We start from the raw sequence: 12,957 nt of genomic DNA on the forward strand, positions 1-12,957 counted from the left end.
CATCGTCAAAGCGAATGAACGTTCGCGGTACCATTGGGCCATGCACATCATCTTCCTGGGTGTTCCGGCTGCCGGCCACCTGTACCCCATGACTCCTTTGATGGATGCGGCTGTATCCGCGGGTCACGACGTCATCGTGATCACGGGTGCGGGTGGCGCTGCGCTCCTCCCGCATCACCGAGTCGTGGAGGCGGGTCCTTCTGTGGCGGAGAGCATGGCGGAGACCGAGCATCGCCTCGTCGGCGACGACGGTCGGCATCCCGGTGCGGGTGCGATCGAGCTCTTCGGGGGAGTGCGTTCCGACCTCGGCGCGGATGCTGTGCTGGAAGCTATCGACGGACTCCATGCCGACCTGGTCATCGGCGATCTGCTCGACCAGCTCGCTCCACTGGTGGCCGCCTCGTTGCAAGTGCCTTTCGTGCAGTTCATCCCCTCCGGGCCGATTCCCAGCCCGCTCATGCGGGCGATCGAGGACCGAGCGTCGTCGTCGTTCAGCACCCGGCAGCTGACGCGCCCGACGCCGATCGCGGTGGTCGACCCGTTCCCCGCGGCCCTGCTTGACGGGGAGGAGCGGGAGGCAGCTTCCGCTCACGAGGCGATGCAGCCCGCCGTCTACCGAGAACCGGAGTCGTATCCGCTGGGCTTCGAGCTGGACCGCTCCGGGCCGGTCGCGGTGGTCAGCCTTGGTACGAGCGTGGATGAGCCCGAGATCGAGTCCGCCCTGGTGCAGGGGCTCGCCGGAGCGGGGCTCCAGGTCCTCCTCACCAGCCCGCGTGGTGCCGCAGAGCCGGGGACGTCTCCCGAGAACGTGCATCGCGTCGGCTTCATCCCTCTGCAGCGGCTTCTGCCGCTGGCGGATGTGGTCGTGTCCGCGGGGGGAACCGGAACGACGCTCGCCGCTCTCACCGCGGGGGTGCCGATGGTCATCCGCCCCTTCTTGGCGGATCAGCCCTGGAACGCGACACGACTCGCGAACGCCGGCGTAGCGATCGCCATCGAGGATCCGGCGGACGTGGCGGACGCGGCGCACCGCCTCATCACAGAACCGGCCTACCGGGAAGCGGCCGCTGGGATCGCGACAGCAATCAGTGAGATGCCGAGAGCAGAGGAGGCGCTGGCGCGTCTGGTCAGCCTGCTTGACAGCCGCGTGGCGTCACCCAGCCGATGAGCCCCCGGGCTGTTGCCGGGCACACCCACGCGACTCCCTGACCGTCCTGGGCGACAACGGGACGGTATCAGTGCCGGGAGCGGGAGAACCTCGTCACTCGGCGTGCGCCGGCGCGAGCACGATGTCGAACCGCGCTTGGGTGAAGCCGCGCCCGTCGCCGAGCTGGCGCCCATCGGGGGTCGCATCACCCGGTGGGTGCTGCACGAAATCCTTGATGAGCGACTCCTACGAGACCGGCTGGGCGGGCTCGTCCTCACGGCACTCGACCGAGTCGCCGCTCAGCGGGGGAATCCCGACGGCGGGCACGAGAGAGAAGTCGAGCCGCTGAGCGCTGACGTCGCTGGCGAGGAGGCCGCATGGAGAACGGAGCGGCCGCGCGTCAGCTGCGAAGCGCGAGGGCGAAGGGAAGGACCCCGGTCGCGCCGGCACGGCGCAGCTCACGCGCGGCGACCGTCAGCGTCCACCGGCTGTCCACGAGATCGTCGACGAGCAGCACGGGGCCGGGCGGAACCTCGAGGCCTGCCGCACTGAACCGCGCCCAGACTCCGGCGAGTCGAAAGGCGCTGTTGCCGCCCGGCCCACCCCTCGGGCCGTCCTCCACGAGATCCAGAGCTCCGAGCATCGGCATTCGCCCGATTTCAGCGATCCCGCGCGCGAGCGAGCCGACCCGCTGCGGCCTTGATCGCGAGGGCAGCGCGACCACGGCGACCGGACGCTCCGTCCATCCCCACTCGGCCAGCACCCGGACGCAGGCGGCGAGAACACTCGGGGCAATCGGGGCATCATCGGCGCCCTCCGCGAACATCTCGCGCAGCGTTCCACCCCATCCCAGGTCGGTGAGCCGGGCAAGCGCCCTCCCTTCGCTCGCCTGCTCCTCGGCGGGGATGCGACCGCGCACGGGCACGCCGAGTCGGTCGGCACCTGTCGGCCACTGCCGCCGCGGTTCGAGCGGCACGCCGACGCGATCGAGGGCAGCGGATGCGGCATCCGTCGCTTCCTCGTCGATCCGGGTGGGGAACCATGCGCCGGCGCAGTTGTCGCAGCGTCCGCATGGCGTCGCGGTGTCATCGTCCAGGGAGCGCTGCAGGAACTCCATGCGGCACCGGGTGGTCTCTTCGTACTCGATCATGTGCTTCTGCTCGGCCAGGCGTTCCGCGGCGATCCGGTCGTAGCGCTCCTCGTCGTACGTCCACGACCGACCGGTCGCGACCCAGCCGCCCTGCACGCGGGCGACCGCACCGTCGACGTCGAGCACCTTCAGCAGCAGCTCCAACGGGGTGCGACGGATGTCGACCAGGGCCTCGAGCGACGGCGTCGACAGTGGGCTTCCCGCGGTCGAAAGGGCCGAGAGCACGCTCTCGGCCCGGTCGCGGTCGGGCATCGACGCCGTCGCGAAGTAGTGCCAGATGTCGCGGTCTTCGGCGCCGGGGAGCAGGAGCACATCGGCCGAGGCGGTGGCGCGCCCTGCGCGCCCGACCTGTTGGTAGTACGACACGGGCGACGAGGGCGCGCCGAGATGAACGACGAACCCGAGGTCGGGTTTGTCGAAGCCCATGCCCAGAGCGCTGGTGGCGACGAGGGCTTTGACCCGGTTGTCCTTCAAGAGCGACTCGGACTCTTCGCGCTCATCGGGATCGGTTTGACCTGTGTACGCGCGCACCTCGTATCCCCGGTCACGCAGCAGCCGGGCCGTGTCATTGGCGGCCGCGACGGTGAGCGTGTAGATGATGCCAGAACCGGGGAGCTCGCCGAGATGGCTGATGAGCCAGGCGAGCCGGGATGGCGCGTCCCGCAGCCGCAGCACGCCGAGCCGGAGCGATGTCCGTGCGAGAGCACCGCGGATGATGAGGACCTCGGGTGAGCCGGTGCTCTCGTCGGGCACGCCGAGCTGCTCGGCCACATCCGACACGACGCGGCTGTTGGCGGTCGCGGTCGTCGCGAGCACGGGAACCCCCGTGGGTATGCGTGCGATGAGGTCGCGGAGCCGTCGATAGTCGGGGCGGAAATCGTGCCCCCAATCGCTGATGCAGTGCGCTTCGTCGACGACGAGCAGCCCGATCCTCGCGACCAGCTGTGGCAGCTGCTCGTCGCGGAAGGACGGGTTGTTGAGGCGCTCGGGAGACACCAGCAGCACGTCGACCTCGTCGCGGTCGAGTTGCGTGAGCACGTCGCCCCACTCGTGCGCGTTGGTGGAGTTGATCGCGACGGCCCGCACCCCGGCACGCTCGGCCGCGGCGATCTGGTCGCGCATGAGTGCCAACAGAGGCGACACCAGCACGGTCGGACCGGCGCCGCGTCGACGGAGAAGGAGCGTCGCGACGAAGTACACCGCCGACTTCCCCCACCCGGTGCGCTGCACGACGAGCGCGCGGCGACGGTCGTCCACGAGCGCCTCGATCGCTTCGAACTGGCCGTCGTGGAACTCGGCGTCGTCGCGGCCGACGAGGGCACGCAGGACGTCGAGTGCCGGGGCGTGCGTGGGCGTCGTCGAGGTCATGCGCTCAACCCTGCCTCATGTCGCCGACGCGGCAGTCCGCGAGGCGCTCACATCGTTGCGCCTTATCGCGTGAAGGTGACGTGGATGGTGCCGCTCTCGGCGACTTCGGATCTCACCGCATGCGTGTGCTCGAGCCCCCGGAGATCGTCCCAGACACGGTTCCCGCGGCCGAGTACCACCGGGGCGATTCCCACGTGCAGATCGTCCACCAAACCTGCGCGGAGGAATGCGCGCGCTGTTCGGATTCCGCCCCCGATACGAACATCGAGGCCAGCGGCAGCAGTGGTCGCCTCGGCAAGAGCGTCCTCGAGCGCGCCCGCTCGGAAGTGGAACGTGGTGCCGCCGGCCATCGCGATCGGCGGTCGTGGTGCGGAGTGGGTGAGGACATAGACCGGGTAGCCGAACGGCGGCTCGTCGCCCCACCAGCCTTTCCACTCCGCGTCGGCGGGATGGGTATGGAGCCCGAACATCGCGGCGCCCATGATCTCCGCGCCGACACCATCGAAGAACGCGGCCGCGTGGGCCTCGTCGATGCCCGTCGTCCCTGCGCCGGTGGTGTCGGCGAAGACCTTCCTCCGGAACGTGCGGGTGGCCGTGTAGGCCGCCGCGAGCGCGCCCCAATCCTCACCCATCGGGTTGTCTGATGCGACGTCCGGCGCCGCGGTGTATCCGTCGAGTGACGAGAACAGGTCGATCCGAACGCGAGTCATCTCTCCGGTCTCCTCGTCGGTTGCGCGGGACAGGTGAACGGGGCCAGCAGTTGGGACATCACCGCCGGCGACTTCGCGACGCGCTCCACGTTCGCGCGACGAGTCGGATCAGCGAGCGCGCGAAGCATCACGTCCACTTCGTCGCGATAGCGAGGCACATGCCTAACCATCGCGCGGCACGGCGATCGCCGCAATGCGGTGGCGCTGCGTTCAGCCGAGGCGCGCCGAGACCGAAGACACCCGGTCCGAAGCAGCCGGGTCGGAGAGAGACCCGGTGCTGCCCCGGTGCCGCGCGACGGCGTCCCGCACAATCGTCGAAGCGGAGCTCCCGCGGCGCGTGTCGCCGACCACCTCGCGCACCGTGCGAACCCCGCTCCAGTCGCGGATTCGCGGACGTCCCGCCCTTCACCGGGAGTGAGGGGGTCGCGCAGCACGTGGGCTTGGCGGCGCCGTCGGTTCTACGGCGAACTGCGTACCCGCCGCCTGCATCTGCACGATGACGCGACGGGAGCGGGTAGAGACGCTGGGAGTACGTTTCCCATGAGAAGTGGAGTGCCCCCGATGGCAAGCATGCCGAGTCGTCTTGGTCGTTTTTCCTATCGTCGGCGGTGGCCGGCCCGAAGGCTGATGGGGGGCGTGGTCGCCCTGGCCCTAGGCGCTGCGGCTCTCACCGCTTGCAGCGGCGCGACTCCAGGAGCACCGGCGGCACCCCAAACGCCTGACACGACCGGCGTCGACATGATCTTTGTTCGGCACGGCGAAGCGAAGCCCTCACAGGGCCCGCTGTCCGAGCTCGGCCTGCAGCAGGTGGCGGACCTGGCCACCACGCTGCAGGACGAGCCGGTGGCAGCGGTATACAGCAGCATGATGACCCGCGCCTTCCAGACCGGGGCCGCGGTCGCAGAGAGCCACGACCTCCCCCTCCTCGCGGATTCGCGCCTCAACGAGGTCGACCTCAACGAAGGCATCGGTGATGCGGATAAGACTGTGGAGATCCCTCGGCGGATGGCCGCGTGGCTCGACGGTGAAGAGCGCGAAAAGAAGTACTCCACGGAGGGTGACTACGACGTCGTGAACAATCGTTTTCACTCCTGGTGGACCGAGTTCGCCGATGAGTTCCGCCATGAGCAAGGAACGGTCGTGGTCGCCGCGCACTTCGCCACTCTCTCGCTGATGCTCCCCACCATTTGCGAAGGCTCCGACCTGACGCCGGACTTCATCCTCAAGGAGCATCGCCTCGCCAACACGTCCATGGTCCGCGCCCATCTGGATGCTGAAGGCACCCTGACGTGTGAGGAATGGGACGGGGCGCCGATCCCGACCGCGTAGCGGCTGGGTGGCCCCGCCAGCCTGAGCGCCGACTTCAACCGTGCTTCACGGGCTCCTTGCGCAGGTTCGGCTCGAGACGGAACAGGGGGCATGGTTCTCGTCCGGATAGCGCGGCGGATGGTGCGGACGCGCGTGCCTTCGGACGAGGGTCAGGCTGGGGCGCCGTCGGATATGTGGGGATCGATGGAGAAGTTGTCGCGGAAGAGCCCGGAGGGGTCCCAGCGGCCCTTGAGTTCTCGCAGGCGCGCGAGGTGCGCGGGCGGGAAGGCGCGCGCGACGACCTCGGGGCCAGTGTCGGTCTCGAAGCTCAGGTACATGCCCTCCCCGCGGTCGCGCACCCGCGCCCACCGTGCCTCGAAGTCGGGCGTGCCTCCGCCGATGGTCGCGATGAGGAAGTTCGCGCCGCGCCAGGCGTATGCGGTGGCATCCGCAGGGGTGTCCGCCGCTGCTCCACCGGCCGAGCGGACCGAGAGGATGAACGGCGAATCAGCGCCCAGCAGATCGGCGAGCGCGGCGGCGACGTCTTCGCCCAGGTGGTTGGTCAAGGCGGAATGCGAGTGCGGCTCGCCGCGGCCCTGCTGCTGCTCGCCCATCGGCGTTTCTAGCAGCGCGGAGTAGGGGACGAGTTGTACCGATTGGTCGGCCAGCGGAGCGAGCGGCGCGAAGGGCTGCAGCCGCGTGATGACGGTGTCGGGGTCGTGCGAGTCGACCACGAGAAGCGCCTGCACCCCGAGCGGGGCTGCCCGCCCGCGAGGGGCGATCATGAGCGTTCCAGTGACGCTCGGGTGCGCCGACTCCAGCGCCCTGCCCCAGTCCTGGAAGAACTCGGCGATGTCGTCGACGGCGTACGTGAGCATCGCGAAGCCGACGGAGGGCCCGACGGGGTGGGCTTCGAACTCGAACGACACCGCGACCCCGAAGTTCGCGCCGGCACCCCGCATCGCCCAGAAGAGATCGGCGTTCTCGTCCGCGCTCGCTCGCACGAGTTCGCCGTCGGCAATGACGACCTCGACGGAGCGCAGGTGGTCGATTGTCAGCCCGTGCTCGCGCACGAACCAGCCGATGCCACCGGCGGTGGCAAGGCCCCCCACGCCCACCCCGCCGTAGTCGCCCGCCGTGAGCGCGAAGCCGTGCGACGCGAGCGCGCGCGCCACCTCCCCCCAACGTGCGCCCGGCCCGGCCCGGAAGCGCCCGCCTTCCCGCACGTCGACCCGGTTCAGCGCGTCGACGGCGATCACGATGCCGCCGTTGTTGAGCGAGCGACCAGACAGACCGTGGCCCCCGCTGAGAATGCCCAGCGGCACGTCGCGGTGACGAGCGGCAAAGCGCACCGCATCCTGGACCTGCGCCGGCGTCTGCGGCCGCAGCACGAGGCCCGGGCGGGCGCCGCGGAAGTACCCCGACGTGTACCGCGTGTACCCCGTGTCGCCCGGGGTGAGGGCGGATGCCGCGAGCGAGCCCGGCACGTGATCGTCCTCGAACCTCGGTGCCGGTCGACCGCCTCCTCCCGCCGACGCCTCTCGGGCGCGGTGCTCTTCGAGGCGCTGGCGCACCTCGGGGGCGACCACCTGAGCGAAGCGGCGGATCTCGGCGGGGTCATCAGTCGCGACGATGAAGGTGCTCACGCCGTCCTCGATCGCGAGCCGGGCGAGCTCGTCGGTGGTGGTCTGCGGGAAGACGTTCAGCAGCCGTACGATGTCGCGCGGATCGCGCCGGGCGCCGCGGGCCGCCTCGTCGATGATCTCGTTGGCCCGCGTCACACCCATCTCCAGCCAGGGAAGGCTCGGGAGCCAGCCGTCGGCCTTGCGCCCGACAAGTCGAAGCATGCGGGGCTTATAAGCGCCTACCCAGATCGGCAGGTCATGGGCCGGGTTGGGCCCACGCTTGGCGCCCTTGAGCTGGTAATACTCGCCGTTCATATACAGCGGTGTCGGGTCGTTCCCTGCCCAGATCCCGCGGATGACGTCGATGGCCTCGTCCAGGGCGCTCACGGCCTGACCCACGGTGCGATCGGGGCCTCCCATCGCCGCGATGGGGCCGCCGAACCCTCCGGTCCCCAGCCCGAGGGCGGCGCGGCCTCCACTGAGCAGGTCCAGGCTGGCGCTGGCGCGCGCGAGCACGGCGGCGGGGCGCAGCGGCAGGCTGTGCACGTTCGCTGAGACATGGATGCGGGAGGTGCGCGCCGCGACCCACGTCAGGAGCGTGGCGGTGTCGAGGAACGTGGGCTGGTACGGATGATCCTGGAAGGTGACGACGTCGAGGCCCGCCTCCTCGCTCAGGACCGCGAGGTCGACGGGGAGCTGGGGGATGTCGTTTCGGGGAGTGATGAAGCTCCCGAACTTCAGCGGGTGACCGTAATCAGGCATGCGGCCATGCTGTGCTTCTTCCCGGAACCGATGCAAACGCCGCGTAACTGACTTACGATGAGTAAGTGACTGCGACATCCGCCTCCTCTGCCAAGCCGACGACCGCATGGGAACACGCCGACGAGCGGGACTGCCAGCGGGCCGGTGCGATGCTCGAGGTCGTCGGGCAGCGCTGGTCGGCCAGTATCCTGCTCGCCTTCGCCCGCGGGGCGGAACGGTTCAGCGAGATCCTCGCCGCGGTCCCCGGTCTGTCAGCCCGCATGCTTACCGTGCGCCTGCGGCAGCTCGGTGCGGCGCAGCTGGTCGAGCGTGAGGTCATTCCGACCACACCCGTCAGCGTGCGGTACGGCCTGACCGAGCGTGGGAACGATCTGTTGTCGGCCATCGAGCCGATGTCCGGTTTCGTGCGGCGCTGGGATAACTCCGAGGACTAGCGCGTGTGGCCTCCTCGATGGTGGCTGGTGGCTCTCCGTCGTGGTCGAGGGGGGAATGGGACAGGGTGCCGATTCCGGGGTCGTAGTGGCTGCAGGCCCCGCCCGAATCCCGCGGGGCTCGGCCACCGGGGGATCAGTCGGTCGTGCCAGCGTGAACGGAGGTGCGCTCGCAGATGGCTGCTGCGGCCTCAATGAGCGCGCGTCGGTGATCCTGCAGGCGCTGGACGGAAGTCGGGTCGCTTCCGTCTGCTGTCAGCAGTGCGGCGGGGGACAGGTACCAGCTTTGAGCGAGGCCGAAGAGGAAGGCAAGGGTATCGACGGATTGCGTGGAGATGGTGTCGACCGCTGACATGGCTCGCACGCGGTCGATATACGACCGAGTCGAATTGTGACCCTGCTCTGGGCGCTCGAGTTGGCGCCATAAGTGGATGCGCAGCGCCTCCGGGTGAGCGCGATGGTAGTCGAAGAGGCGCCCCGCCCACTGCGGGAGATCGTCGTCCGTAAGCGGCACGCTCGCCGCCATGCTGTCGAGCGCGGAGTTCAGCGCCGCGAAGAACAGTTCCTCCTTGTTACCGAAGTGCGCGTAAATCGAACGCACATTCGCGCTGGCGAGCGTTGCAATGCGTTCCACCCGCGCGCCCGCGAGCCCGTGCCATGCGAACTCGTGCACGGCCGCATCAAGGATCCGGGTCGAGGTGTCGGGGGGAGAGGAGGCCACCCGGCAAGTCTAGCGAAGTAAGTTCTTCTTGACCTGGCCGGTGGTGCGATCCTATGGTGAAGTAAAAGTTCCCTTACCGAGTGAGGTTCGATGAAGAAGCTAATCCTTGAGATGCGCGTGAACGAGTTCGCGTCCCGCGATGTCAACCCGAACATCCCCTTCACCCCGGAGGAACTAGGCCAGGTCGCGGACGACTGCCGCGAGATCGGCGCCTCCATGTTCCATTTCCATGCGCGCACCGCGACCGGCGAGCCCGATTTCTCTTACGAGACCTATCGCGACGTGATGCGGCGCGTGCGGGCGGGATCGGACATCCTGGTGCACACCTCGCTCGGCGCGGAGATGCAGGTCGCAGACCCCGCGACTCGGCTGGAGAACGTTATTCGTTTGGTCCGGGACGGGCTGGGCCCGGATCTGATCCCGCTGGACATGGGCAGCAGCAACTTCGATCTGCTGACCCCGGACGGCTCGGACTTCGAGACGACCGACAAGGTGTACGTGAATACCACGGGCACGCTCAAACAGTTCGCCGAAATCCTTCGGGACGAGGGCATCAAACCGTACTTGCAGATCTGGAACGCGCCCAACCTGAGGCTGGCCGAGATCTTCGTCGACATGGCGATTCTCGACTCGCCGGTGTGGATGACATTCGGGATGAGCGGTGGGCGGTCCTTCATCAATCACCCGCCGACCCTCGCGGGCCTGCACGCCTACCGCTCGCTCGTGCCCGAGAACCTGCGGGGGGAGTGGTCGGCCACCGTGTTCGCGGACAATCTCTTCCAGATCGCCCCTGACGTCCTCGAAAACGGCGGGCACATTTCGATCGGCATCGGCGACTACGCCTACCCCGAGCTCGGTCTGCCCACCAATCAAGAACTCGCTCAGGCCGTCGTCGACCTCGCGCGGAAGCACGGACGCGAGCTGGCGACCCCTGACGAGGCACGGGAAATGCTCGGGATCGTGCGCTGATGTCTGGTCGCGTGAATGGGCTCATCGCAACGCTGGAACAGGGCGATGTCGCCTTCGGCGCGTGGCTCCAGAACGGCGACTTCTCCGCGGCGCAGCGCGCGGGGGATTCGTCCGCGGACTTCGTCATCGTGGACATGGAGCACACGGGCTTCGGATTCACCGAGCTCGGCCACACGTTGCAATGGCTCCTCAGCCGGCGCACCTCTCATCTCCGTCCGGCCCCCGCCTCGCCCATCGTGCGAACCCCTGTCACCGCGGACGATCGGGCAGCGTGGGTCCATAAGCAAACGCTCGACTACGGCGCGATGGGTCTCCTGCTCGCGCAAGCGTCCCGGCCCGAAGACGTCCGCGAGGTTGTGCAGTCGATGAGATATCGCCGGCCGGCGGACGATGGCCCTGTCGGGCGGCGCGGCGCGCTACCCGGTACGGCGATGCGATACCTGGGTATGGACTCCCACGAGGAGTATTTCGCCCGAGCAGATCTCTGGCCCCTCAACCCGCAGGGCGAACTGATGCTCGTGCTGCTCGTGGAGAGTGTCGAGGCCTGGCAGAACATCGACGAACTGGTCGCCGTGCCCGGTGTCGGCGCCGTCCTCTGGGGACCGGGCGACGGTCTCGTAAGCCTCGGTATCCACACCTTCGACGTCGCCGACCCAGTACTTGATCCGTACCGGGCGGCCGTCGTCGCATCGTGCAAGGCAGCGGGCATCCCCGTCGGAAACCCCGCCGCAATCGATCTTCACCGCGCAATCGATGAAGGCTTCGACTTCATATCCACGCCCAACTGGGACGAGGCCGGCATCACGGAGGCCCGGGCATACGCAAGCGCCCGCCGGAAAAGCTGACCGAACCCCAAACCGTCCATCGCTTCAAAGGAGAAGACATGACCACCATCCCCGGCGCTGCCCAACCGTTGCCCGACACCGGCGCACGTATCGTCGCCCGCCTCGATCGTCTCCCGGTGACCCGGATACAGGTCTTCTGGGTGATCGTGCTGGGCCTGGCCTACTTCGTCGAGACCTTCGACAACTCGGTCTTCGCCTACGCGGCGCCCACGATCCGGGCCGAGTGGGGCCTCCCCCTCGAATCGATCGGAGTCATCACCTCCGCCGTGTTCGTGGGCATGATGATCGGCGCAATCGTCGGCGGCCGAGTCTCTGACCGATTCGGAAGAAAGCGCCTGCTCGTGTGGTCCTCGGTGCTCTACTCGCTCGGGTCCCTCATGTCAGCGCTCGCTCCGAACTACGAGATCCTCGCCGTGAGCCGCGTGATCACCGGGATCGGAGTGCAAGCAGCGACCGGGGTCATCATGGTCTACCTTGCCGAGATGTTCCCTCGGCTCTCGCGGGGCCGATTCTTCAGCGCGCTCACATTCATTGGCCTCACGGCAGGTCCTGTCACCTCTCTCCTCGCGCTCCGGCTCGCAACCGAAGGCGACGCCGGCTCCTGGCGGTGGCTGTTCGTGCTGGGCGCCGCAGGTCTCGTGGTCGCCATCCTGGCAGCGATCTCCTTGCCTGAATCGGTTCGGTGGCTTCAATCCGTGGGACGCCATGCTGTCGCGGACCAGATCGTGTCGAATCTCGAAAGCCGAGCTGTCGCCTATACCCGTCGGCCGCTGGCCGATCCGGTCGCGGTACCCGAGCTGGCAACACCCAAGGGCACCTACCGGGAACTCTTGTCACCGGTTTACCTGAAGCGCATCGGTGTTGCCACGGCAGGGTGGTTCCTGTTCCTCTTCGTCGTCTACGGGCACCTGTCCTGGGTGGCAACTGTGCTCGTCGAGACCGGGATGTCGCAAACGGAGGCGCTCGGCTTCGTCTCTGTGTTGTCCTTCTCGTCCTTCCTCAGCCCGGTGCTGCTTTTTCCCATCGCCGATCGACTCAACCGCAGGACGACGATCATGATCGCCTGCCTGGTGGCGGCAGCGAGCTTCACGGTGTTCTCGTTCGCTATCTCTCCGATCGTGATGGTCGTCTCCGCATTCATCGGTCAGACGATGCTGGCAGTCGGCTCGGCTGCGTTCTACACCTATATCCCAGAGATCCTGCCCACGCACGTTCGCGGTATCGGTGCAGGGCTCATCAACGGCGTCGGCCGGATCGGGGGCGTTCTGCAGGGACTCGTGGTCGCGGGAATCTTCGCCGCTATCGGCTTCCAGGGCCTCTACCTCGTCCTGGCGGTGATCGTGGTGGTGGTCGGGCTCATCATCGGCTTGCTGGGAGAGCGGACAGCCAAACGCGCGCTCGAGGAGATTTCCGGTGAGTGAGCCGCCGCAACTGAAAAGAGCCGGAAACGCGCGGCACATGGCTTGTCGCAGGCGAGGTGATCGTCATCGGTAGGGGCGCCCGCGGGGTGGGGTGGCCGGACGGAACGAGGCTCACAGGCCAAGATGCGCGCGGCGCGATCCGGTCGTGAGTGAGGACGAGGCCGGCATGGGGGCGATGAGCTCGCCAGAGCTTGCCCGGGTGTTCTCGGCTCTTGCCAGCGCGGATCGGCTGGCGATACTCGCGGAGCTACGTCGAGCCGCCGAATCCTGGCCCCAGGGGTCGGGCGCCAGGACCATATCCGAGGTGGCGCTTCGCGTGAACATGAGCCGGTTTTCGGCGTCGCGCCATCTCGGCATCCTGCGCGAAGCGGGTCTCGTCGAGTGCGTTCGGTCGGACCGGAAGGCGCTCCACAGCCTGACCTCGCGGTCATTGCACACCCTCGAGGACTGGCTGTACCCCTTGCTTGACGCCGCCGCGGCGACGCAGTGATCCAAGCGCG

At 68.1% G+C, this 12,957-nt stretch carries 11 protein-coding genes; 7 read left to right on the forward strand and 4 right to left on the reverse strand.

The window, feature by feature from the left end; genetic code table 11:
• The first annotated feature begins 40 nt into the window (after window positions 1–40).
• Entirely contained in the window at window positions 41–1,168 is a 1,128-nt protein-coding gene (locus AC4FS1_RS14540) for a glycosyltransferase (RefSeq protein ID WP_491156296.1), read from the forward strand.
• Between the two features lie 379 nt (window positions 1,169–1,547).
• On the opposite strand, the gene AC4FS1_RS14545 is transcribed toward AC4FS1_RS14540, so the two are convergent.
• Complete coding sequence (locus AC4FS1_RS14545; protein ID WP_491156298.1) at window positions 1,548–3,665, reverse strand: RecQ family ATP-dependent DNA helicase; 2,118 nt, start codon at window positions 3,663–3,665, stop codon at window positions 1,548–1,550.
• A gap of 62 nt (window positions 3,666–3,727) precedes the next feature.
• Entirely contained in the window at window positions 3,728–4,375 is a 648-nt protein-coding gene (locus tag AC4FS1_RS14550) for a dihydrofolate reductase family protein (protein WP_491156300.1), read from the reverse strand.
• A 738-nt stretch (window positions 4,376–5,113) separates the two neighbouring features.
• Here AC4FS1_RS14550 and AC4FS1_RS14555 point away from each other — a divergent pair.
• Window positions 5,114–5,704 carry a histidine phosphatase family protein gene (locus AC4FS1_RS14555; RefSeq protein WP_491156301.1) on the forward strand — a complete coding sequence of 197 codons (591 nt, stop codon included), beginning with the start codon at window positions 5,114–5,116 and terminating at the stop codon, window positions 5,702–5,704.
• 149 nt (window positions 5,705–5,853) lie between these two features.
• On the opposite strand, the gene AC4FS1_RS14560 is transcribed toward AC4FS1_RS14555, so the two are convergent.
• Window positions 5,854–8,070 (reverse strand): LLM class flavin-dependent oxidoreductase, encoded by a 2,217-nt coding sequence (locus AC4FS1_RS14560; RefSeq protein WP_491156303.1) that lies wholly within the window; start codon window positions 8,068–8,070, stop codon window positions 5,854–5,856.
• A 65-nt stretch (window positions 8,071–8,135) separates the two neighbouring features.
• Here AC4FS1_RS14560 and AC4FS1_RS14565 point away from each other — a divergent pair, with 65 nt between their 5' ends.
• Window positions 8,136–8,504, forward strand: coding sequence for a winged helix-turn-helix transcriptional regulator (locus AC4FS1_RS14565; protein WP_491156305.1), 369 nt, complete (start codon window positions 8,136–8,138; stop codon window positions 8,502–8,504).
• A gap of 133 nt (window positions 8,505–8,637) precedes the next feature.
• Here AC4FS1_RS14565 and AC4FS1_RS14570 read toward each other — a convergent pair whose 3' ends face one another.
• Window positions 8,638–9,222, reverse strand: a complete 585-nt coding sequence (locus AC4FS1_RS14570; protein WP_491156307.1) for a TetR/AcrR family transcriptional regulator — start codon at window positions 9,220–9,222, stop codon at window positions 8,638–8,640.
• 90 nt (window positions 9,223–9,312) lie between these two features.
• Between AC4FS1_RS14570 and AC4FS1_RS14575 the strand changes: the two genes are divergently transcribed.
• The 4 genes from AC4FS1_RS14575 to AC4FS1_RS14590 all read left to right on the forward strand — a co-directional run bounded on the left by AC4FS1_RS14575 (window position 9,313) and on the right by AC4FS1_RS14590 (window position 12,947).
• Complete coding sequence (locus AC4FS1_RS14575) at window positions 9,313–10,191, forward strand: beta-keto acid cleavage family enzyme (protein WP_491156308.1); 879 nt, start codon at window positions 9,313–9,315, stop codon at window positions 10,189–10,191.
• On the forward strand, window positions 10,191–11,036 hold the full coding sequence (locus AC4FS1_RS14580; RefSeq protein WP_491156310.1) for an HpcH/HpaI aldolase family protein: 846 nt from the start codon (window positions 10,191–10,193) through the stop codon (window positions 11,034–11,036). The genes AC4FS1_RS14575 and AC4FS1_RS14580 overlap by 1 nt, the downstream gene beginning before the upstream one ends.
• A gap of 38 nt (window positions 11,037–11,074) precedes the next feature.
• The gene (locus AC4FS1_RS14585) at window positions 11,075–12,457 is read left to right on the forward strand and encodes an MFS transporter (protein ID WP_491156312.1); all 1,383 of its coding nucleotides are present in this window, start codon (window positions 11,075–11,077) and stop codon (window positions 12,455–12,457) included.
• A gap of 145 nt (window positions 12,458–12,602) precedes the next feature.
• Window positions 12,603–12,947, forward strand: coding sequence for an ArsR/SmtB family transcription factor (locus tag AC4FS1_RS14590; RefSeq protein ID WP_491156314.1), 345 nt, complete (start codon window positions 12,603–12,605; stop codon window positions 12,945–12,947).
• Window positions 12,948–12,957: the final 10 nt, after the last annotated feature.

It is taken from the genome of Microbacterium sp. Z12_35, from assembly GCF_058310475.1.